Source organism: Cellulomonas sp. PS-H5 (genome assembly GCF_019265565.1).
GTDB lineage: Bacteria > Actinomycetota > Actinomycetes > Actinomycetales > Cellulomonadaceae > Cellulomonas.
Map to the genome: position 1 here is coordinate 69,079 of NZ_JAHVCI010000003.1, position 22,530 is coordinate 91,608.

General features: G+C 77.2%; 15 protein-coding genes. 8 read left to right on the forward strand and 7 right to left on the reverse strand.

The window, feature by feature from the left end:
- Positions 1–81 precede the first annotated feature (81 nt).
- Positions 82–273 (reverse strand): DUF3073 domain-containing protein, encoded by a 192-nt coding sequence (locus J5O08_RS02705; RefSeq protein WP_147794565.1) that lies wholly within the window; start codon positions 271–273, stop codon positions 82–84.
- 746 nt (positions 274–1,019) lie between these two features.
- Between J5O08_RS02705 and J5O08_RS02710 the strand changes: the two genes are divergently transcribed.
- Both J5O08_RS02710 and J5O08_RS02715 read left to right on the forward strand, forming a co-directional pair.
- On the forward strand, positions 1,020–1,229 hold the full coding sequence (locus J5O08_RS02710) for a BldC family transcriptional regulator (RefSeq protein WP_147794564.1): 210 nt from the start codon (positions 1,020–1,022) through the stop codon (positions 1,227–1,229).
- 135 nt (positions 1,230–1,364) lie between these two features.
- Positions 1,365–1,955, forward strand: a complete 591-nt coding sequence (locus J5O08_RS02715; RefSeq protein ID WP_255589168.1) for a methylated-DNA--[protein]-cysteine S-methyltransferase — start codon at positions 1,365–1,367, stop codon at positions 1,953–1,955.
- 65 nt (positions 1,956–2,020) lie between these two features.
- Here the strand turns inward: J5O08_RS02715 and J5O08_RS02720 are convergent, their stop codons facing one another.
- From J5O08_RS02720 to J5O08_RS02730, 3 genes are all read right to left on the reverse strand, one after another.
- Complete coding sequence (locus J5O08_RS02720; RefSeq protein ID WP_147794562.1) at positions 2,021–2,299, reverse strand: DUF3618 domain-containing protein; 279 nt, start codon at positions 2,297–2,299, stop codon at positions 2,021–2,023.
- Positions 2,296–2,724 (reverse strand): phage holin family protein, encoded by a 429-nt coding sequence (locus tag J5O08_RS02725; protein WP_218705316.1) that lies wholly within the window; start codon positions 2,722–2,724, stop codon positions 2,296–2,298. The genes J5O08_RS02720 and J5O08_RS02725 overlap by 4 nt, the downstream gene beginning before the upstream one ends.
- A 105-nt stretch (positions 2,725–2,829) precedes the next feature.
- Complete coding sequence (locus J5O08_RS02730) at positions 2,830–3,258, reverse strand: phage holin family protein (RefSeq protein ID WP_217614564.1); 429 nt, start codon at positions 3,256–3,258, stop codon at positions 2,830–2,832.
- Positions 3,259–3,408: 150 nt separating this feature from the next.
- Between J5O08_RS02730 and J5O08_RS21500 the strand changes: the two genes are divergently transcribed.
- The 4 genes from J5O08_RS21500 (at position 3,409) to J5O08_RS02750 (ending at position 7,306) form a co-directional block, all read left to right on the forward strand.
- A complete protein-coding gene (locus tag J5O08_RS21500) occupies positions 3,409–4,062 on the forward strand; it encodes a response regulator transcription factor (protein WP_218705317.1) in 654 nt (217 codons plus the stop codon).
- Positions 4,059–4,574 carry a CrcB family protein gene (locus tag J5O08_RS02740; RefSeq protein WP_218705318.1) on the forward strand — a complete coding sequence of 172 codons (516 nt, stop codon included), beginning with the start codon at positions 4,059–4,061 and terminating at the stop codon, positions 4,572–4,574. The genes J5O08_RS21500 and J5O08_RS02740 overlap by 4 nt, the downstream gene beginning before the upstream one ends.
- Positions 4,571–4,948: a fluoride efflux transporter CrcB gene (gene crcB / locus J5O08_RS02745; RefSeq protein ID WP_218705319.1), complete on the forward strand. Its 378-nt coding sequence runs from the start codon at positions 4,571–4,573 to the stop codon at positions 4,946–4,948. The genes J5O08_RS02740 and crcB overlap by 4 nt, the downstream gene beginning before the upstream one ends.
- 108 nt (positions 4,949–5,056) lie before the next feature.
- The gene (locus tag J5O08_RS02750; protein WP_218705320.1) at positions 5,057–7,306 is read left to right on the forward strand and encodes a SpoIIE family protein phosphatase; all 2,250 of its coding nucleotides are present in this window, start codon (positions 5,057–5,059) and stop codon (positions 7,304–7,306) included.
- Positions 7,307–7,316: 10 nt separating this feature from the next.
- Here J5O08_RS02750 and J5O08_RS02755 read toward each other — a convergent pair whose 3' ends face one another.
- The 3 genes from J5O08_RS02755 to J5O08_RS02765 form a co-directional block, all read right to left on the reverse strand.
- A complete protein-coding gene (locus tag J5O08_RS02755; protein ID WP_147794556.1) occupies positions 7,317–7,937 on the reverse strand; it encodes an FMN reductase in 621 nt (206 codons plus the stop codon).
- A gap of 129 nt (positions 7,938–8,066) precedes the next feature.
- Positions 8,067–9,266: an LLM class flavin-dependent oxidoreductase gene (locus tag J5O08_RS02760; protein ID WP_218705321.1), complete on the reverse strand. Its 1,200-nt coding sequence runs from the start codon at positions 9,264–9,266 to the stop codon at positions 8,067–8,069.
- A 121-nt stretch (positions 9,267–9,387) separates the two neighbouring features.
- Positions 9,388–10,725 (reverse strand): APC family permease, encoded by a 1,338-nt coding sequence (locus J5O08_RS02765; RefSeq protein WP_218705322.1) that lies wholly within the window; start codon positions 10,723–10,725, stop codon positions 9,388–9,390.
- Between the two features lie 506 nt (positions 10,726–11,231).
- Here J5O08_RS02765 and J5O08_RS02770 point away from each other — a divergent pair.
- On the forward strand, positions 11,232–13,094 hold the full coding sequence (locus J5O08_RS02770) for a PKD domain-containing protein (protein ID WP_218705323.1): 1,863 nt from the start codon (positions 11,232–11,234) through the stop codon (positions 13,092–13,094).
- A 411-nt stretch (positions 13,095–13,505) separates the two neighbouring features.
- Positions 13,506–22,529 carry an IPT/TIG domain-containing protein gene (locus J5O08_RS02775; RefSeq protein WP_218705324.1) on the forward strand — a complete coding sequence of 3,008 codons (9,024 nt, stop codon included), beginning with the start codon at positions 13,506–13,508 and terminating at the stop codon, positions 22,527–22,529.
- The last annotated feature ends 1 nt before the right edge of the window (position 22,530 follow it).

Genomic DNA, 22,530 nt, shown 5'->3' on the forward strand with positions numbered 1-22,530 from the left:
GACCCGGCTCGTCGTGCTGGTGGGCCGCTGCGTCTCAGCGGCGGGGCCGGTGCCACGCGGGGTGGCTGCCGACCCGGGTATTCAGCGCTCGTCCGCCCAGCGAGGGGGGTAGTCGTCACCCTCGTCGTCGGAGTCCTGTCGGCTGTCGGTGACGAGGTCGTTCCGGTGGCCGGTGAGCTCCTGCTCCAGCGCCCGGTAGTTGGTGTCGGGGCTGAAGTACTTCAGCTCCCGAGCCACCTTCGTCTGCTTAGCCTTCTGACGGCCGCGCCCCATGGCATCGACCCCCTCTAACGTGGAAGCGGGGCGGCTCCGTGCTCACACGTGCGGCCCCGGGATGCTGAATAGTCTGTTCGTGTCGCAACGGTACATGGTCCCGCGGCATTCCGACCACTCGCCCGGGAGCGGGTCCGTGCCGTCGGAGCCCGCGCGGGTGGGTCCGCCGCCGTCGCGCGGCGTCGTGCGCCGCCCCCGCCACGGCGCCCGACGTGCGCCGACGAGGTGGCGACCGGCGGGCGCGTGCGTAGGACCCAGGTCCGGGTGCGCGGACGGAGCTAGATGTGATCTTCGCCACTGGCGAACGCTCGCCGGCCTCGGGACGATGGGAAGCGGGGTGGCGCCGGGAGCGCGCCGCCCGGGCCGCCGACTGGGACGAACGACCCGGTGGGCGGGCTCCGGGTGGGGCAGTCACGACGCCGTCCACCCGGACGGGTGAGGTGAGCGGACGTGGGGACCGCCCGTTCGGAGCACGGTGTCGACGCGCAGTCATGTCGACTTCGACCTAGAGTGTCCTCATAGTTACCACTTGTCCCGGAATGGGACGTTGGTACTAGTTGTCGGAAGTTCGCACGTGACACCGTCGTCACGGTGGGGGCGCAAGGGGGGTCGAGCGCGAATGACGTCACCGATGCCGAGCCGGCCCGGCTCCGTCCGGGCAGCGGTACCGATGGCCATGTTCCTGTCTGTCATGACGACGGGTCACCCGACCGGTCGTCGCCACGAGGGCACCCCGGAGGTCTGACGTGTCTGCCCCCCACACCGAGAACGAGATCCTGCTGACGCCGTCCGAGGTCGCGACCCTGTTCCGGGTCGACCCCAAGACGGTCACCCGCTGGGCGAAGTCCGGCAAGCTGTCGTCGATCCGCACCCTGGGCGGTCACCGGCGCTACCGCGAGACCGAGGTGCGCGAGCTCCTCGGCGGCGTCCCGGGTCAGCGCGGCGACGACGTCTGACGTCGTCGCGTCGGGCCTGACGCCTCGCGGCGGCGGGCCCGGTCGTCCGGCAGCCGCCGACCGTCCCGGTCGCGCCGTGCCGCGATGTCCGATCGCCGCCGGTGCGCGCCCGGCTGACGGGCGCAGGATGGTGCCATGACCGAGATCGCCACCGCCGTCCCGCCGCGCGCGACAGCCGCCGCGGTGCCGCTCGACCCCGCCGCGCCGCTGCTCGCCGCCGTGCTCCCGTCGCCCGCCGGCGGGCTCGCGGTGCTGCTGACCGAGGACGGCGTCGTGCGCGCCGCCGGCTTCGGCCCGGTGCCCGCGATGGCCGCGCGCCTGCCCCTGGACCTCGCGGCGCGCGGGCACGCGCTGCTCGAGCCCGCCGCCCTCGCCGCCCGCGGCGCCGGTCCCGCGCTGGTCGCCGACGCAGCGGCCCGCTACCTCGACGGCGAGGTGGGTGCGCTGGACACGGTGCCCGTCGCGCAGCCCGGCGGGCCGTTCCAGCAGCGGGCCTGGGCGGCGATGCGCGCGATCGCGCCGGGGTCGACCGCCACGTACGCGGAGCTCGCCGCAGCGGCCGGCAGCCCGACCGCGGTGCGCGCGGCCGGCTCGGCCTGCGCGCGCAACCTGGTGGCCCCGTTCGTGCCGTGCCACCGGGTGCTGCGCAGCGGCGGGACGCTCGGCGGCTACTACTACGGGCTCGACACCAAGCGGGCGCTGCTGGCGCACGAGGCGCGCGGCTGACGCCCGGCGCGGGCGGCCCGGGTCGACGCGCCCGCGCGAGGCGCCAGGCCTCGCGCGGGCGGAGGTCAGCGCCGGACGGCGAGCACGACCACGAGGGCCAGCGCCCCCACGGCGCCGGCGAGGATGCCGCGCGCCCGGTTCTTGTTCGCCGGGTCGGCGGCCGGGTCCGTGCCGACCGCGTCGCGCCAGATCTTCTCCGCCGCGGACCGGGCGTCGGCGACCTGCCGCTTCGGGCTCAGCCGCTCGGCGAGCGCGTCGGCCGTGCCGGCCAGCTCGGCGCGGGTCAGCAGGACCTCCGCCTCGAGGGCGGTGATCGTCGGCTTCGGGGTGGGGGAGTCGCTCATCGGCTCAGGCCCTCCTTGACGGACTTCTGCACGGTCGCGGCGTCCTGCTTCAGGCCCGCGACGGCCTTCTGGGGCGTCGGCGGGGTGCCCTTCTGCAGGCTCTTCACCCCGACGAGCGCGAGCACGCCGGTGATGATCGCGAGCGCGACGAGCACGATCAGCGCGGCGAGCCACGGCGCCAGGCCCTCGCTGATCGCGAGGATCACCGTGGTGACCAGCACCGCGAACGTGAAGAACCCGAAGAACGCGGCGCCCGCGAGCAGCCCGATCCCGATCCCCGCGGCCTTGGCCTTCTGCGCGAGCTCGGCCTTGGCCAGGTCGATCTCCGCGCGCACCAGCCGGGCGGCCTGCTCGCTGAGCCGGCTGATGAGCTGGCCGATCGACTGCTGGTCCGGGCCGGACCCGCTGCCCGATGTCGTCGTCATCCGGTGCTCCTTCGTGGACGGGAGGCGTTCGGCCCCAGTCTGGCCCGTCCGCGTGATCTGCGCAGGTGGGACGGGCCGGGCGTGCCCCGTGCTGGGTGGTGCGGGTCAGTCGGCCCAGGGGTGGACCAGGTCGGCGTCGCGCGCCGGGCCGGGCGGCGGGGGCGTCGGTCGCACGCGCTCGGGGAGCCGGCTGCGACCCCAGGCCGCGAGCCCGGCGGCGGCGCCGATCAGCACCACCCCGACGATCACGGCCGCGAGCCAGAGCTCGACCACGTGCGCGAGGCCGACGACGGCAGCGGTGACGAGCAGCGCCAGGCCGAAGACCGTGAGCAGCAGCGCCCCGGCGAACGCGATCGCGCTCGGCCGGACCTCCACCGCCCGCGCCCGGACCGAGCGGGTCACCGCGTCGATCTCCGCCTGCACCGAGCGCCGGACGCGGTCCTCGACCTGCTCGATGCGCTCGCGCGTCTTCTCGGCCAGCGGCTCCGCCAGCCGGCCGAACAGGCTCCGCCGCGGCTCGTCGGCGTCGGTCACGGTGCCCTCCTCGTCAGGCCCCGGAGCCGCGCCGCGTCCTCGCGGCGGCTCCCGGTGCCACCTGGTTCGCCCGGTGGCACCACCCTAGTCACCGCGCGACGTCCCGGCCGGTCCACCTGCGCGGCGTGCCGCCGGGCGTACGGTGCCCCCGTGGTCGGACGCGTCGTGCGGGTGGCTCTCGTCGTGGACGAGGCGCTGTCGCGCGCCGCGCTGGCGCTCGGCCTCGAGACGGACCCGCGGCTCGCCGTGGTGCACCGGCTGGCGGGCCGGGTCGAGGCGCTCGACCGGGTCGAGCCGCGCACCGTCGACGTGCTGGTCGTCGAGGACGCGCTGGCGGACGGGACCGGCGTCGAGGTCGGCCTGCGGCTCCAGGAGCGCGATCCCGACCTCGCGGTGCTGCTGCTGTCGGGCGGCGACGCCTCGGGCGTGGTGCTGGCGCTGCGGGACCGTGCGCCCCGGCCGTGGAGCCACGTGTCCCGACGGGCGTGCCCCGACCCGGGCGCGCTCGCGCGCGCGGTGGTCGCGGCGGCGGACGGGCACGCGGTGGTCGGCCCCGGCGACGCCTCGGCGGCGCCCGGCAGGGGCCTCGGGCTGACCGCCGCGCAGGACGGGGTGCTCGCGCTCGTCGCCCAGGGCCTGTCGAACCGGGCGGTGGCGCAGGCGCTCGGGCTGTCGCCGCGGTCGGTGGAGAACCACCTGGCGGCCGTCTACCGAGCGCTCGGTGCCGGCGGCCCGGACGTCAGCCCCCGCGTGCTGGCGGCGCTGGCGTACCGCACGGGCGCCGCGCCGCGTGCGGCAGGATGAGCCGCGGCCCGCACCAGCCGCGACGAGCCGACCCGGAGGCCCCCACGAGCACGCCCCCCGTCCCCCCGGCCGCGCCCCGCGCGGCGCACCACCGCGCGGGCCTCGCGCTGCTCGTCGCGGCGGGCGGCGCCCTGGGGTCGCTCGGCCGGTACGGGCTGTCCCGCGCGCTGCCCCCGCAGGACGGCTGGCCGGTCGGCACGCTGACCGCGAACCTCACGGGGGCGTTCCTGCTCGGCGTGCTGCTCGAGGTCCTGGGCCGCCGCGGGCCCGAGACGCCGGGTGTGCAGCGGGTGCGGCTCGCGCTCGGCACGGGCGTCCTCGGCGGCTACACCACGTTCAGCTCGCTGGCGCTGGAGACCGAGCGGCTGCTCGCGTCCGGGGCCGTCGGAACCGCCCTGGGGTACGCGGCGGTGTCCCTCGTCGCCGGCGTGCTGGGCGCGGCGGCCGGCGTGGCGGCGGTGGCGGCGCTCGCGGGCCGGGGCGCGACCCCGCCGCCCGGCGGTGCACGGTGACCGACGCCCTGCTCGTCGCGGTCCTGGGCGGCCTCGGCGCCGCGACCCGGTTCTGGGTGGACGGCACCATCCGGGCCCGCGGTCGCACGGTGCTGCCCGTCGCGACCATCGCGATCAACGTCACCGGGTCGCTGCTCATCGGTCTGGTCGCGGGGGCGCACCTCTACCTGGGCCTGCCCGCGACCTGGCAGCTGCTGCTGGCGACCGGATTCTGCGGCGGGTACACGACGTTCTCCGCGGCCGCGGTCGAGACCGTCCGGCTGGCGCAGGCCGGCGAGCGGGCGCGCGCGCTGGCCAACCTCCTCGGCACGATGGTGCTCACCGTCGCGGCCGCGGCGGCCGGCCTGGCCCTCACCGCCGTGTGGGCCGGTTGACCCACTTGCCACGGGTCGTCCCGGTTTGCGAGGGTCGACGGGGACCGCGCCGCCGCGCGTGACCGCTCGGCCGCTCCGGTCGGGTCCTCCGACCGGAAGGGCACGGCGTTGAGCGAGACCTTCGTGGCGCCCGGCGAGCCGATCGACCTCGACAACTGCGCGCGCGAGCCGATCCACATCCCCGGCTCGGTGCAGCCGCGCGGGGTCCTCCTGGTGGTCCGGGACGACGGCGGGGTCGTCCTGCAGGCCTCCGAGAACGTGGCGACCGTGCTCGGCCGGCCCGTCGAGGCCGTGCTGGGCGCGCCGCTGGGCGACGTCCTCGGCGTCCCTGCCGCGAGGGTGGTGCTCGAGCAGCTCGCCGCGGTTCCCGACCACCGGACCCGCAACCCGGGGCTGGTCGAGATCGCGACCGCGGACGGGACCGTCCAGCTCGACGTCGTCGTGCACCGCCCGCCGCCGGCGACGCTCGCGGACCCCGGCCCGGTGTTCGTCGTCGAGCTCGAGCCGGCCGACGGACCGCGGCCGCTGACCTACGGCACGACCTACGAGAGCGTCCGCGACGCGATCGCCGACCTGAACCGCGCCGGCGAGCTCACCGAGCTGTACGACATCGCGGCCCGGCACGTGCGCCGGCTGACCGGCTTCGACCGCGTGATGATCTACCGGTTCGACGCCGAGTACAACGGCGAGGTCGTCGCGGAGGCGAGGCGTCGCGACCTGGAGCCGTTCCTCGGGCTGCACTACCCGGCCTCCGACATCCCGGCCCAGGCGCGGGCGATGTACGAGAAGAGCTGGATCCGGCTCATCTCCGACGTCGACTACACGCCGGTGCCGGTCGTGCCGACGGTCGACCCGCTGTCGGGCCGGCCGCTCGACCTGACCTACGCCACGCTGCGCTCCGTCTCGCCGATCCACTGCGAGTACCTGCGGAACATGGGCGTGCGGGCGTCGATGTCGATCTCGCTGCTGCGCGACGGGAAGCTCTGGGGCATGGTGGCGTGCCACCACTACTCCGGCCCGCACGCGCCGTCCTACGGGGTGCGCGCGGCGGCCGAGTTCCTCGGCGTCGCCCTGTCCGCCCGGCTGGTCGCCCAGGTCGAGGAGGACGCCCTGGCGGAGAGCCGCCGGGCGTCCGGCGTGCTGGCCCGCCTGGTCGGTGCCAGCCGCGACGAGGAGGTGCGGCTGGCGCAGGCGCTGACCCGGACCGACGACCTGCTGACCCTGGTCCCTGCCGACGGCGTGGTGGTCAGCGTCGGCGCGGACGTGCTGACCCGGGGCCGGGTGCCCGACGGCGAGGCCTGCCGGAAGATCGCGGCGTGGGCGTCCTCCGCGGACGAGGTGCTGGCCACCGACCGGCTGCCCGAGGAGCCGGGCGCGCCCGACGTGCCCGGGATCGCCGGCGCGGTCGCGGTGGCCCTGCCCGACGGCGGGACGGTCGTCTGGCTGCGCGGCGAGGTCGTGCGCACCGTCGACTGGGGCGGCGACCCGCACCACAAGATGATCGCGGTGCCGGAGGGCGACGGGGTGCGGCTCGGCCCGCGGCAGTCGTTCGACCTGTGGCGCGAGCAGGTCCGCGGGCGCTCGCTGCCGTGGGACGACCAGCACGTGCAGAACGCGGCCGACCTGCGGACGTACCTCGTGGAGGCGCTGTTCCGCCGTGGGCGGGCCGAGGTCAACGCCGCGCGCGCGATCCAGCGGACCCTGCTGCCCACGTCGCTGCCGCTGCTGCCGGGCTGGTCGGTGGACGCACGGTACGAGCCCGCCGGGACCGGGCAGGTCGGCGGCGACTGGTACGACGTGCTGCGGCTGGCCGACGGGCGGCTCGCGCTCACCGTCGGCGACGTCACGGGCCACGGCCTCGCGACGGCGGCGGCGATGGGCCAGCTGCGCAACGCCACCCGCGCCTACCTGCTGGACGCCGCACCGCCCGCCGTGGTGCTGTCGCGGGTCGCCGCGCTCGCGCGGTGGACCCTGCCGGGGCAGATGGCGACCATGGCGGTCGCCCTGCTCGACCCCGCCACCGGCGAGGTGGAGTACTCCGGGGCGGGGCACCTGCCGCCGCTCGTGGTGCGCGCGGACGGGTCCGCGGCGTGGGAGCCCGTGCTGGGCTCGCCGCTGATCGGCCTGCTCGCGGGGGAGCCCGCCGCGGGCCGGACGACGCTCGCGCCCGGCGACGCGCTGCTGCTGTTCACGGACGGGGTGATCGAGCGGCGGCGGGAGTCGCTGCGCGACGCCCTCGCCCGGACCGCCGAGGCGGTCGGCCGCCCGGTGCCGGGGGACCTGGACGCGCTCGTGGCGCGGCTGCGGGACCCGGCGTCGGACGACGACGCGACGGTGGTGCTGCTGGCGCGCGACTGACGCGCGCGGCTCAGCCGCCCAGCAGGTCCGCGAAGGACGGGGCGCCGGCGAACGGGTCCTGCGGCCCGCGCGGCCCGCGGGCGGCGACGGTCGTGGCGAGCTCGGCGCCGGCGCGGCGGATGCGCGCGGGCAGCGGGCTCGGCTCGTCGGCGGTGGCACCGGCGGCCCAGTCGTCGGTCGCGGCGAACACCGAGGTCGTGGCGACGTCGGCCCGCAGGTAGGTGAACAGCGGGCGGATCGAGTACTCGAGCGCCAGGGAGTGCCGGGCGGTGCCGCCGGTCGCACCGAGCAGCACGGGCAGGCCCACCAGCGAGTCCTTGTCGAGGATGTCGACGAACGACTTGAACAGGCCCGAGTAGGTCGTCGTGAACAGCGGGGTGACCGCGATGAGCGCGTCGGCGCCGGTCACGGCCTCGATCACCTCGGCCAGCGCGGGGCTGGGCACGCCGGTCAGCATCGCGTTGACGATGTCGTGCGCGTGGTCGCGCAGCTCGACGACGCGGACCTCCGGGCGCTGCCCGCGGTCGGCGAGCTCGGTCGCGGTCGCCTCGGCGAGGCGGTCGGCGAGCAGACGGGTCGAGGACGGCTGGCCGAGGCCGGCCGACAGCGCGACGATCGAGCGCTGGGTCATGGCGTGCTCCTTCGGAGGTCCTGCTGGGGTGGTGCGCGGGGTGGTGCGGGGTGCCGGGTGGAAGGTCCGGCCGGCCACGCCGACGGCGTTCCGGTCAGAACCGTCCACCCGACGGGGTTGTTCCTCCGGTCAGAGGCCGAACGCGGCGCCCTGCCGGGCGGTGACCGCGTCGGCGGCCGCGGCGTCGTCCTCGGCCGTCTTCCCGGTCCAGTGGTCCGCGGCGGCGACGGTCTGCTCGTGCACCTGGCCGGCGGCGCGGGCCTTCGCGACGCGCTCGGCGTGCGTGGGCGGGCCGGACGGGACGTCGGCGGGGCGGTCGGACTCCATCTCCTTGCGGAGCACCGGGACGACCTCGCCGCCCAGGATGTCGAGCTGCTCGAAGACGGTCTTGAGCGGCAGGCCCGCGTGGTCGATGAGGAACAGCTGGCGCTGGTAGTGGCCGACGTCGTGCCGCATGGCGGCGTACCGGTCGATGACCTGCTGCGGCGAGCCGACGGTCAGCGGCGTCTGCGCGGAGAAGTCCTCCAGCGACGGGCCGTGGCCGTAGACCGGCGCGTTGTCGAAGTAGGGCCGGAACTCGTCCACGGCGTCCTGCGAGTTCTTCCGCATGAACACCTGACCGCCGAGGCCGACGATCGCCTGGTCCGCGCGGCCGTGGCCGTAGTGCTCGAACCGCTGCCGGTAGAACTGCACCATCTGCTTGGTGTGGCTCATCGGCCAGAAGATGTTGTTGTGGAAGAAGCCGTCGCCGTAGTAGGCGGCCTGCTCGGCGATCTCGGGGCTGCGGATCGAGCCGTGCCACACGAACGGCGGGACGCCGTCCAGCGGCCGCGGGGTCGAGGTGAAGCCCTGCAGCGGCGTGCGGAACTTGCCCTCCCAGTCGACGACCTCCTCCTCCCAGAGGCGGCGGAGCAGGGCGTAGTTCTCGATCGCCAGCGGGATGCCCTGGCGGATGTCCTGGCCGAACCACGGGTAGACGGGGCCGGTGTTGCCGCGGCCCATCATGAGGTCCATCCGGCCGTCGGAGACGACCTGGAGCATCGCGTACTCCTCGGCCAGCCGGACCGGGTCGTTCGTGGTGATGAGGGTCGTGGCGGTCGACAGCACGATGTTCTTGGTGCGCCCGGCGAGGTAGCCGAGCATCGTGGTCGGGGACGACGCGACGAACGGCGGGTTGTGGTGCTCGCCGGTCGCGAAGACGTCGAGGCCGACCTCCTCCGCGTGCTCGGCGATCGCGAGGATCGACCGGACGCGCTCGGTGTCGTCGGGCGCGCGGCCCGTGTGGGGGTCAGGCGTGATGTCGCTGACCGTGAAGACTCCGAACTGCATCTCGCGCTCCTCAAGTCGATGCGTTTGCATGTACTTGCGCCCCAACGAGGGCGTGCGCCGATCTATTCCGCGCCGCCGGGACCGTCGTCCCCGACCCGGTGCCCCCGCGCGTCGGAGCAGGTCAGCGCGTCGGCGCGCCGGTCTCGGCCGAGGCCCGCCGGCTCGCCCGCCGCGTCACCAGGTGCAGCACCAGCCCGACCGCGAGCAGCACCCCGGCGAGCGCCCAGTGCCGTGCCTCCTGCTGGGTCAGCAGGACGACGCAGGTGACGATGGCGAGCACCGGGAGCGCGGTCCAGGCCCGGAAGTGCGGGTGGTCGACCCGGTCCCGGCGCAGGACGAGGACGGCCACGTTGGTGCTGAGGAAGACGAACAGCAGCAGCAGGACGACCGTCGACGCCAGGTCGACGAGCTCGCCGGTGGCGGCCAGCACCATCGCGACGACCGTGGTGACGACGATCGCGACCCACGGGGTGCGGCGGCCCGGCAGCACCCGCCCGAGCACCGGAGGCAGCAGGCCCTCCTGCGCCATGCCGTAGGTGAGCCGGCTGGCCATGATCATCGTCAGCAGCGCGCCGTTCGCGACCGCGACCAGCGCCACCGCGGAGAAGATCTCGAGGGGGACGCCGCCGGCCGCGCGCACGACCTCCAGGAGCGGTCCGCTGGAGGCGGCGAGGTCCTCGGGCGCGACGACCGCCGGGGCGACGAGCCCCACCAGCAGGTAGACCACGCCCGCGGCGAGCAGGGCCCCGAACAGCGCGCGCGGGTAGACGCGGCGGACGTCGGTGACCTCCTCGGCCAGGTTGGCGGAGGTCTCGAACCCGACGAACGAGTAGAACGCGATCAGCGCCCCGCCCAGGATCGCCGCGGCCCACGACGTCTCAGTGGGCAGCTCCAGCACGCGGCCGGGGTCGCCGTCGCCGCGACCCAGGACGACGGCGCCCAGGATCACGACGAGGACCAGGCCGGACAGCTCGATCGACGTCATGACGACGTTCGCGCGCAGCGACTCCTGGATGCCGCGCATGTTCAGCGCCGCCACCAGGGCGAGGAACACGATCGCGGTGAGCACCGGCGGCAGGTCCAGGAACACCGAGAGGTAGTCGCCGCCGAACGCCAGCGCGAGGCCGGCCGCCGAGGTGACGCCCGCCGCGAGCATGCAGAAGCCGACGAGGAACGACACCAGCGGGCTGCCCAACGCGCGCTGCGCGAACACCGCGGACCCACCGGCCTTCGGGTACTTGGTGACGAGCTCGGCGTACGAGGCCGCCGTCAGCAGGGCCATGCCCAGCGCGACCAGCAGCGGCAGCCAGATGGCGCCGCCCGCCTCGGCGCCGAGCTCGCCGACCAGCGCGTACACGCCCGCGCCGAGTACGTCTCCGAGGATGAACAGGAACAGCAGCGGACCGGTCACGGCCCGGCGGAGGCCGGGGGACTTCTCGGTGGCGGTGTCGGTGGTCACCGGGCCGAGTATCGGCGCGCTGGCGCGGTCGCGCGCGGCGAGCGTGCGTGCCGCCCGGCGCCGAGCGAGCAGCCGACGCGCCGAGCGAGCAATCCCGGGCTACCCCCTCGACGCGTCGGTTGCTCCCTCGACGCGGCGGTCGCCGCTCGGCCCGGCGATCGCCCGCGTCGAGGCTCGCGGGTGTGAGCAGGGGCACACGCGGGGGTGGAGGGCTCAGAGGGCCGCGCGCGTTGTCGATGGTGGACGTGCGGGCCCGGCCCGCCGTCCCGCCCGGAGGACCGGGCGACGCCGCGTGACGAGACCGCGGCAGCAGGTGCCCGTGCCCGAGGGCCGGCGCCGACCGCACCACCGCGCACGACCACCCCGCACCACCGCGCGCCGCGCTCGTCGCGGCAGTCCGCGGGGGCGACGTCGCCCCCGCGCCACCGGCCCGCCACCGGCGCGGCCGGTCACCGCAGCACCGCACGACGGGGCGCCCGCGCGCGCCCGCACGCAGGGGGATCCGCATGTCCGCACCGACCCGCGCCCGCAGGGGCGCCGCTCTCGTCGCCGCGCTGGCGACGGTGCTCGCGCTCGCCGCACCGGCCGCCGCCTCGGCTGCAGCCGGCACGGCCTCCGTCACCGCCGGCACGGCCGGCGCCACCGCCTCGACCGCCCCGACCAGCACCGACGGCTTCCGCCTCGGCGCGCACGTCGACCGCGGCTCCGCCCCCGACGCCGCGGCGGCCGTCGCGGGGTTCGAGGACGCGCTCGGTCGCCGGCTCGACGTGCACCGCTGGTACAGCCGGTGGGACGACGCCCAGCCCGCGGGCCCGGTCGCGGACTCCGTCGCCCGGGGCCGCACCCCGCTGCTGTCGATCTGGCCGAAGCGCCTCGACGGCTCGGTGGTCCCGTGGTCGGCGATCGCGTCCGGCACCGTCGACGGCGACATCCGCCGGCAGGCCGCGGGCGTCGCCGCCCTGGGCGTCCCGGTGTACCTGACGCTGCACCACGAGGCCGACATCGCGCAGGGCTGGGGCACCCCGGCGGAGTTCCGGGCGGCCTGGCGGCACTACGTGCAGGTGTTCCGCGACGCGGGCGTGCGGGACGTGCGCTGGACCTGGGTGGTGACGCCGGGCAGCTTCGGGTCGGCGCCGTCGACCGCGGGCGCGGAGGCGTTCTACCCGGGGGACGACGTCGTGGACCGGGTGGGGCTGGACGCCTACAACTGGTACGGCTGCGCCGCGGGCAAGCCGGCCGGGTGGCGGTCGCTCGCCGAGGTGGCCGGTCCGTTCCGCCGGTGGGCGGAGGCGCGCGGCAAGCAGGCGGTGCTGGCGGAGTTCGGCACCGCCGCCGACCCCGCGGACCCCGCGCGGCGCGCCGCCTGGCTGACCGAGGCGGTCGCGTACCTCGGCGCCTGGCCGGGGCTCGACGTGGCGTCGTCGTTCGAGGGGACGGGCACCTGCCCGTGGGCGGTGGCCGGCTCGGAGCCGGCGCGCGCCGCCTACGCCGCCGCGGTCGCCCGGCCGGTGGCGAACGCCGGGCCGACCGCGGACCTGCGCCCGTCCGCCCTGGTCGGACCGGCGCCGCTCGCGGTCACGTTCGACCTCGCGCGCAGCACGGGCGGCGGCGCCGCGACGGGTGGCGGCGTCACCCGCTGGACCCTCGCCCTCGGCGACGGCACGACCCGGACGGGCACCGGGCAGCCCGGCGTCGTCACGCACACCTACGCCGCGGGGACGGTGACCGCGCGGCTGACGGTCACGGACGCCGCCGGCCGCACCGCCACCGACGCGCGGACGGTCGTCGTCGCCGCGCCACCGGTGGTCACCGGCGCCGAGAGCGGCGTCACCGGGACCGCGGCCCGGGTGCGCGCCTGGGCGGACCCCGCCGGCCTGGCCGGGACGGTCCGCATCGCCTGGGGACCCGAGGGCGGGGCCGAGAGCGGCCGCGTCGAGCGCCCGCTCGCCGCGTCGGCAGCCGCGCAGGAGGTCGCCCACGACCTCGTCGGCCTGGTCCCGGGCACGCGGTACCGGTGGACGGCCACCGCGACGACGGCGGCGGGCAGCACCACGCTGACCAGGACGTTCGACACCCCGGGATCGCCGACGGTGCGGGCGCTCGCGGCCACGGGCGTCACCCGCACGGGCGCCACCGCGCAGCTGCGGGTGCACCCGCGCGGCCTCGACACCACGGTGCACGTGGAGTGGGGGGCGGGCTGGGCCTCGCGGAGCGTCGAGGTGCCGTTCGCCGCTGCGTCCTGGGAGCGGGCGGCCACGGTCGGGCTCACCGGGCTCGCGCCGGGGACGACCTACCGGTTCCGCGTGGTGGCGACGAATGCGGCCGGAACCACGGTCGGGCCGGAGCAGGTGCTGACCACGTCCGGGTGAGGCGAGTTCACCCCCGGCACCACCCGATCGGCTTATCAAGTCGGTGGGGCCACGCATGATCGTGACCATCTTGTGACCTGAGTCACCTGGCCACGGCCTGACCTGCACCGACGCCGAGGGGCCGGGACGCCACGAGGGTTTGCTTTGATCGCGAATGTCCGAAATGCGAATGTGGCGCCGTCGCGGAATGCGGTTGCCGGGTTCGCGAGGTCGCGCCCTCCTGTGTTGCATGCCGTCAACACGACATTCGTGGCGACGTCGTCGCTGCAGGGGGGACGGATGATGGTGGGTGCGCTGCAGCATGCCCGAAAGCTGGTCGCGGGAGCGACCGCGGCGATCCTGGCGTCGGGAGCGATGGTCTTCGCCCCGACGGCCGCACAGGCGGCACCAGGGGACGCCAGCGCCACGAGCGTGGCGATCAACCTCAACGCGGGCATCTCCATCCCGCCGCTGGTCAACATCCCCCTGGTGGGGCTGACGACCACGCTCGGCACGGCGGTCGCGCCGCCCGGGGGCGGGACGAGCCAGAGCGGCCTGCTCAACCTCGGCGTCGGTGGCCTCGGGGTCACGACCGCGGGGAGCGTCACCAGCACGACGGCGACGCGGACCGCGGCCGGGTCGACCGCGACGTCCGAGATCGCCGGCGTCAACATCGGCGTCCTCGGCCTGAGCGCCGTCGCCCTCGACGCGGTGAGCGCGACCGCCACCTGCCCCGCGGGGGCGGCGCCCGCCGCGGCCGCGAACGTCGCCAACCTGCGCCTGCTCGGCCAGGCCGTGACGCTGAACGCGAGCACGCCGACGGTCTCGGCGGGCGCGAACGTCAACGTGCTGGGCCTCGCCGGGGCGCGCCTCAACGCCACCGCGCGCCAGGTCACGACCACCACGGCGACCAGCGCGTCGTCCGCGGCGGTCCTCGTCGACCTCGGCCTGTCGGCGACCGTCACGCTGACCGGCACCACCGTCAACGTCCCGCTGGGCACGATCGTGCTCGCCCAGGCGTCCTGCCAGGCGCCGAACGCCACGGTCGCCTCGGTCGCGCCGACCACCGGCCCGACCTCCGGCGGCACCGTCGTCACGGTGACGGGCAACGGCCTGCAGAACGCCACCGGCGTCACCGTCGGGGGCGTCCCGGCCACCTCGGTCACCCCGTCCGCCGACGGCACCTCGCTGACCGCGGTCACCCCGGCGGCCGAGGCCGCGGGCGCGGTCCCGATCGTGGTGAACCGCCCGACCGGCGACGTCGCCGCGGGCAGCTTCACGTACGTCGCGCCGACGATCTCCGCGGTCGACCCGCCGCAGGGGACGACGGCCGGCGGCACGACCGTGACGATCACCGGGACCGGCCTGGCCGGCGCGACGGGGATCTCGTTCGGCGGCGTCGCCGGCACGGTCACCGCGAGCACGCCGACGTCCGTCACCGCCGTCACGCCGCCGCACGCGGCGGGCACGGTCCCGGTGACCGTGACGCTCCCCGGCGCGGACGCCTCCGCGACCGGCGCCTTCACCTACGTCCCGCCCACCAACCCGACCGTGGCCACGATCACGCCCGCGGAGGGGCCCGCGGCCGGCGGCACCGCCGTCACGCTCACGGGCACGAACCTGGGCAACGCCACCGCCGTCACGTTCGGCGGCACGCCCGGCACCATCACCGCGCGCACCGCGACGTCCCTCACGGTGACCACCCCGCCGCACGCGGCGGGCCCGGTGGCGGTCGCGGTGACCAACCCGGCCGGCACCACCACCGCCGCGGACCCGTTCACCTACCTGGACGACGGCTCCGGCGCGACGTTCACGGGCGTGGCACCGGCGCAGGTGCCCACGGCGGGCGGCACCACCGTCACGATCAGCGGCACCGGCCTCGGCGGCGCCACCGGCGTCACCGTCGGCGGCGTCGCGGCGACCGGCGTGACCGCCACGCCCACGGGCATCACGGCGACCGTGCCGGCCCGCGAGACCGCGGGCGCCGCGCCCGTCGTCGTGCAGTTCCCGGCCGGCACGCGCGCCGCGGGGACCGTCACCTACGTGGCGCCGACGATCACCGCGGTCGCCCCGGCGCAGGGCCCGGCGGCCGGCGGCACGGCGGTCACGCTCACGGGCACGGGCTTCGGTCCGGCCACCGGCGTGACGCTCGGGGGCCAGACCGCCACGATCACCGCGCAGTCGCCCACCTCGCTGACCGTGACCGCACCGGCGCACGCGCCGGGGCCGGTCGACGTGGTGGTCGTGGCGCCCGGCGCGGACGCGACCGCCGCGGGCGCGTTCACGTACCTCGACGACGGCACCGGCGCGACCGTGACCGGCCTGACGCCCGCCACCAGCCCGACCGCCGGCGGCGGCACGCTGACCGTCACGGGCACCGGCCTGGCCGGCGCGACCGGTCTGCTGGTCGGCGGCACCGCCGCCACCGGCCTGACCGTCGCGCCCGACGGCACGGGCGTGTCCGGCACGATCCCGGCCTCGGCCGCGGCCGGACCGGTCGACGTGGCGCTGGTGTTCCCGGGCGGCCAGGTCGTCGCCGGACCGCTCGTCTACGTCGCCCCGACGATCGCGCTCAGCCCCGCGCAGGGCACCGACCAGGGCGGCACGACGGTGACCCTCACCGGCACCGGCCTGGCCGGCGCGACCGGCGTCACGTTCGACGGCGTCGCGGGCACCGGCCTGGACGTCGTGAGCGACACCGAGCTCACCGTCACGACGCCGGCGCACGCACCCGGCGCGGTCGACGTCGTCGTGGCCCTGCCGGGGCTCGACGCCACGGCGGCCAGCGGCTACGCCTTCCTCGCGGAGGGCGCCGCCACGGTGACCGGGGTCGACCCGGCCGAGGGCCCGGTCGCGGGCGGCACGGTCGTCACGCTCACCGGCACCGACCTGGCCACCGTGTCCGGGGTGCTGTTCGACGGCGTGCCCGGCACCGGCCTGGACGTCGTCAGCGGCACCGGGCTGACCGTCACCTCGCCGCCGCACGCGGCGGGCCCGGTGACGCTCACCGTCACCAACGAGGGCGGCGACTCGCTGCTGCCCGCCGGGTTCACCTACCTCGCGGACGGCACGGACGCGACGGTCGACGGCCTCGCGCCGGCCGAGGTGCCCACCGCGGGCGGCACCACCGTGACGGTCACCGGCACCGGCCTGACGGGCGCCACCGGCGTCACCGTCGGCGGCGTCCCCGCGACCGACGTGGTCGTCGCCCCCGGCAGCGGCACCCTCACGTTCACGACGCCGGCCGGCGAGACCGGCGGCGCCGCCCCGGTGGTGATCGCGTTCCCGCTGGGCACCGTCGAGGCGGGCGACCTCACGTACGTCGCCCCGACGCTCGACGCGCTCGACCCCGCCGAGGGCCCGACCTCCGGCGGCACCACGGTCACGCTCACCGGGACCGGCCTCGAGGCCGCGACCGACGTGACCTTCGGCGGCGTGGCCGCCACGGACCTGGCCGTCGTCGGCCCGGGGGAGATCACCGTGACGTCGCCCGCGCAGGGGGCGGGCGACGTCACGGTGGCGGTCGAGCTCCCGGGCGCCGACCCGGCGGGGCTCACCTTCACCTACCTCGACGACGGCGCGGACGCCGTGGTCGACGGCGTGGCCCCGGCCGCGCTGCCGACCTCCGGCGGCACCGTCACGGTCACGGGCTCCGGCCTCGCCGGCGCGACGGGCATGACCGTCGGCGGCGTCCCGGTCGTCGACCTCGTGGCGGCCGACGGCGCCGTCACCGGCACCGTGCCGCCCGCCGAGGCCGGCGGTCCGCAGGACGTCGTCCTGCAGTTCCCGGGCGGCGAGGTGCCCGCGGGCACGGTCGAGCTGCTCGCGCCGGCCGTCACGGGCGTGCAGCCGGTGTTCGGCGTCAGCTCCGGCGGCAACCAGCTGGTGCTCACCGGCACCGGGCTGGGCGCGGCCACCGAGGTCGCCGTCGGCGGGGCGCCCGCCGAGATCGTCGCGGTCGCGCCCGACGGCACCTCGGTGACCGTCACGGCCCCGCCGGGGGCACCCGGCGCGGCCGACGTCGTGGTGACGCTGCCGGGCGCCGACGCGGTGCTCGACAACGGCTACCTCTACCTGGACGACGGCTCCGGGGCCGACGTGACGGGCCTGGCCCCGGCCGAGGTCCCGACCACCGGCGGCACCACGATCACCGTCTCCGGCACCGGCCTGGGCGCCGTCACCGGCGTCACGGTCGGCGGCGTCCTCGCGGACGGACTCGCGGTCGCCCCGGACGGCACCGCGGTCTCGGTGACCGCGCCGCCGTCCGAGGCGGGCGGCCCGGCGACGGTCACCCTGATCTTCGAGGCGGGCTCCGCCGTCGCCGGCACGGTGACCTACGTGGCGCCGGCGCTCACGGGCGTCGACCCGGCCGAGGGCCCCGCGGCGGGCGGGTCGTCCGTCACGCTCACCGGCACCGGGCTGACCGGCGCCTCGGGCGTCACGTTCGGCGGCGAGCCGGCACCGATCACGGCGGTCGCCCCGGACGGCACCGGCCTCACGGTCACGACGCCGGCGCACGCGCCGGGCGCCGTGGACGTCGTCGTCGAGCTGACCGGCGCGGACGCGGTCCTCGCGGGCGCGTTCACCTACCTGGACGACGGCGGGTCGGCGACGGTCGACGGCCTCGACCCGGCCCGGAGCCCCACGGCGGGCGGCGGCACGCTCACCGTCACCGGCGCCGGCCTCGGCGCGGTGACCGGCGTGACCGTCGGCGGCGTCCCGGCGGGCGACCTGGTGGTCGCCCCGGACGGCACCTCGGTGACCGTCACGATCCCGGCAGCGGAGGCCGCCGGCCCCGCGGACGTCGTCCTGGCGTTCCCGGCCGGCACGGTCGCGGCGGGTGCGCTCGAGTACGTGGCGCCCACGCTGGCCGGGGCCGACCCGGCCGAGGGGCTCGCGGCGGGCGGCACGTCCGTCACGCTGACCGGCACCGGCCTGGCCGGCGCCACCGGCGTCGCGTTCGGCGGGGTCGCGGCCGAGGTCGTCGACGTCGCCGCCGACGGCACGTCGATCACCGTGACCTCCCCGCCGCACGGGGCGGGCCCGGTGGACGTCGTCGTGGCCCTGCCCGGGCCGGACGCGACGCTCCCCGGCGGGTTCACCTACCTGGAGGACGGCTCCGGCGCGACCGTCACCGGCGTCACGCCGACGACCAGCCCGACCGCGGGCGGCGGGACCGTCACGGTCACCGGCACCGGCCTGACGGGCGCCACCGGCCTGACCGTGGGCGGCGTCCCCGCCACCGGCGTGACGGCGTCGCCCGACGGCACCTCGGTCTCCGCGGTGCTGCCGGCCTCCGACGCCGCGGGCCCGGCCGCCGTGGTCGTCGTCTTCCCCGAGGGCACGCTCCCGGCCGGCGAGATCACGTACGTCGCGCCGACCGTGACCGGGGTCGCCCCGGCCGTGGGCGGCACCGGCGGGGGCACGCTCGTGACCGTCACCGGCACGGGGCTCGCCGGCGCCGCGGGCGTGCTGCTCGGCGGCACCCCCGGCGTGGGTGTCGCCGTGGCCCCCGACGGCACCGGCCTCACCGTCACGACGCCGCCCGGCACCGCCGGCCCGGTGGACGTGGTCGTGCAGCTGCCCGGGGTCGACGCCACGCTGGCGGACGGCTTCACCTACGTGGACGACGGCACCGGCGCGACGGTCGACGCGACCGACCCCGCCACCAGCCCGACGGCCGGGGGCGGCACGCTGACCCTCACCGGCACGGGCCTGGCGGGCGTCGGGTCGGTGACCGTCGGCGGCGTGGCCGTCCCGCTGGAGACGCAGAGCGACACCGGGATCACCGTGACGATCCCGCCGGCGGACGCCGCGGGCGAGGTCGCCGTCGTGCTCGGCTTCCCGTCGGGCGCCACGGTGCTCGCGGGGGCCCTGGAGTACGTCGCCTCGACCGTCACGGCCGTGGACCCCGCGGTAGGCCCGCGGTCCGGCGGCACCGGGGTGACCGTCACCGGCACCGACCTGGGCGCGGTCACCGCCGTGCTCGTGGACGGGGTCGCCGTGACGCCGACGGAGGTGACCGCGACGTCGGTGACCTTCGAGACGCCGGAGCACGCACCAGGGGCGGTCGACCTGGTGCTGGAGCAGCCGGGCGCGGACGTGACCCTGGCGGGCGCGTTCACGTACCAGGCCGACGGGTCCGACGCGGTGGTCGGCGACCTGACGCCGGGCACGGTGCCGCTCGCGGGCGGCGTCCCGGTCACGATCACGGGGACCGGCCTGACCGGTGCGACCGGCGTCACGGTCGGCGGCGAGCCGGCGACGGACGTCGTGGTCGCGGACGACGGCACCTCGATCACCTTCACGACGCCCCCGGGCGCCGAGCCGGGGGCCGAGCCGGTCGTGATCACCTACCCGGGTGGCGGCGAGGTGCCCGCGGGCGACCTCACCTACGCCGACGACGGGTCGGCCTCGGCGGTCGACGGCGTCGAGCCGGCGACGGTCCCGACGGCGGGCGGCCCGGTCACCGTGACCGGGACCGGCCTCGGCGGGGTCTCCGGCGCCACCGTCGGCGGCACCCCCGTGGCCGTCACGGTGGTGTCCGGCACCGAGGTGACCGTGCAGCTGCCGCCGACGGAGACGCCGGGCGCCGTCCCGGTCGTGCTCGAGTTCCCGGCGGGCACGCTGCCGGCCGGCGACGTCACGTACGTCGCGTCGACGGCCACCGCGGTCGACCCGGCCGAGGGCCCGCAGTCCGGCGGCACGTCCGTCACGCTGACGGGGACCGGGCTCGGCGCCGTGACCGCGGTGCTGGTGGACGGCGTCCAGGTGACGCCGACGGAGGTGACCGCGACGTCGGTGACCTTCGAGACGCCGGAGCACGCACCAGGCCCGGTCGGCCTGGTGCTGGTCCAGCCGGGTGCCGACCTCGAGGTGCCGGACGCCTTCACCTACCTGGTGGACGGCTCCGACGCGGTGGTCGGCGGGCTCGAGCCGGGCACCGTCCCGCTCGCGGGCGGCGTCCCGGTCACGATCACCGGCACCGGTCTCACCGGGGCCACGGGCGTGACCGTCGGCGGCGTCGCCGCCGCGGACGTCGTCGTGGCGGACGACGGCACGTCGATCACGTTCACGGCGCCCCCGGGCACCGAGCCGGGCGCCGACCCGGTCGTGATCGCCTACCCGGCGGACGGCGAGGTGGCCGCGGGCGACCTCGGCTACGCCGACGACGGCTCGGCCTCCACCGTCGACGGCGTCGAGCCGGCGACGGTCCCGACGGCGGGCGGGACGGTGACCGTGACCGGCACCGGCCTGGACGGCGTCTCCGGCGTGACCGTCGCGGGCAGCCCCGTGGACTTCACGGTGGTGTCCGGCACCGAGGTCACCGTCGTGCTGCCGCCGTCCGACGCCCCCGGCGGCGTCCCGGTGCAGCTCGAGTTCCCGGCGGGCGCGCTCCCGGCGGGCGTGGTCACCTACGCCCTCCCGGCCGTCGACTCGGTCGAGCCGGCCGTCGGCCCGCAGTCCGGCGGCACGTCCGTCACGCTGACGGGCACCGGCCTGGGCGCCGTGACCGGGGTCCTGGTGGACGGCGTGGCGGTGACCCCGTCCGCCGTGACCGCGACGTCGGTGACCTTCACGACGCCGGAGCACGCGCCGGGCGCCGTCGACCTGGTGCTGGTCGCGCCGGGCGCGGACGCCACGCTCGCCGAGGCGTTCACCTACCAGGCCGACGGCTCGGACGCCGACGTCACCGGCCTGGACCCGGCCGAGGTCCCGCTCGCGGGCGGCGTCGCCGTGACCCTCACCGGCACCGGGCTGACCGGGGCCACCGGGGTGACGGTCGGCGGCACCGCGGCGGGGGACGTCGTGGTGGCCGACGACGGCACGTCGATCACGTTCACGGCGCCCCCGGGCCCCGGGACGGGCCCGGCGGCGGTCGTCGTCACCTACCCCGGCGGCGGCGAGGTGCCCGCGGGCGACCTCACCTACGTCGAGGACGGCAGCGGCGCCACGGTCGCCTCGGTGACCCCGGCGACGGCGCCCACCGCGGGCGGCGTGCCGATCACGGTCACCGGCACCGGCCTGGCGGACGCCACCGGCCTCACGGTCGGCGGCGTGGCCGTCGCGGACGCGGTCCCCTCGGCCGACGGCACGACCCTCACCGGCACGCTGCCGGCGAGCGAGACCGCCGGCGCCGCCCCCGTGGTGATCACCTTCCCGGCCGGAGAGGTGGCCGCCGGCACGGTGACCTACGCCGGCCCCGTGCTCACGGGGCTGTCCCCGGCGCAGGGCCCGGTCGCGGGCGGCACGACGGTGACGATCTCCGGGTCCGGCCTGGCCGCGGCCACGGGCGTCACGTTCGGCGGCGTCCCGGCCACCGGCCTGACGGTGGTCCCCGGCGGACTGACGGTCGTCGCGCCGGCCGGTGCGGCCGGCCCGGCGGACGTCGTGGTCGAGCTGCCGGGCGCCGACGCGGTGCGCGCCGGCGGGTACGGCTACGTCCCCGAGGGCGGCCCCTTCCTCGGCGGCCTCACGCCGGACGCGGGCCCGACCGCGGGCGGCACCACGGTGACGCTCACCGGCACCGGCACCGGCCTCGGCACGGTCTCCGGCGTCACGTTCGGCGGCGTCCCGGCCACGATCGTCGGCACGCCGACGGCCGACAGCGTCGTCGTCACCACGCCGGCGCACGGCGCGGGCCCGGTGGACGTCGCGGTGACCAACGCCGCGGGCACGGGTGTCCTCCCGGGGGCGTACACCTACCAGACCCCGGCCGGCGGCCCGGTGCTGCGGGTGGCGTACTACGCGCCGCGGGTGGGCCCGACGTCGGGCGGCCAGACCGTGCTGATCACCGGGACCGGGTTCGTCCCGGGCCAGACCGCGGTGACCTTCGGCGGCACCTCGGCCGAGTCGGTGGCGGTCCTCTCGGGCACCGCGGTCGTCGCGGTGAGCCCGCCCGGGCCGGAGGGCGTGTGGCCCCTCGTGGTCTCCGTGGCCGGCGTCGACGCGGTGACGCTCGGCTACGAGTACGACGCGGACGCCGCCCCGGTGCCGGCCGCGCCGGTCGCCACGGGCGCCGACCCGTCCGACCTCGACGCGGGCGGGGGTACGCCCGTCACCGTGGGCGGCACCGGGTTCGTCCCGAGCGATACGTCGGTGGTCGTCTGCGGCACCCTCGTGCCGGCCGAGCAGGTCGCGGTCGCCGCGGACGGGACGTCGCTGACGTTCACCGCCCCGCCCTGCGCCCCGGGCGCCGCGGAGATCGTCGTGGTCACCCCCGGTGGCACCGCCTCGCTCCCGGTGACGTACTACGCCTCCGAGGTGCTGGCGGCGGCCGACGACCCGGCGGACCCGGCGTCCGCCGCGTCCGACCCGCTCGCCGTGACCGGCAGCGACATCGGCCGGGAGGCGCCGTGGTGGGCCGCGGGCCTGGTGCTCTGGGGCGTCGGGCTGCTGCTGGTCCGGCGGCACGCGGTCCGGCGGCGGGCGGCGCGACCGGGCGGGGCCGGGTGAC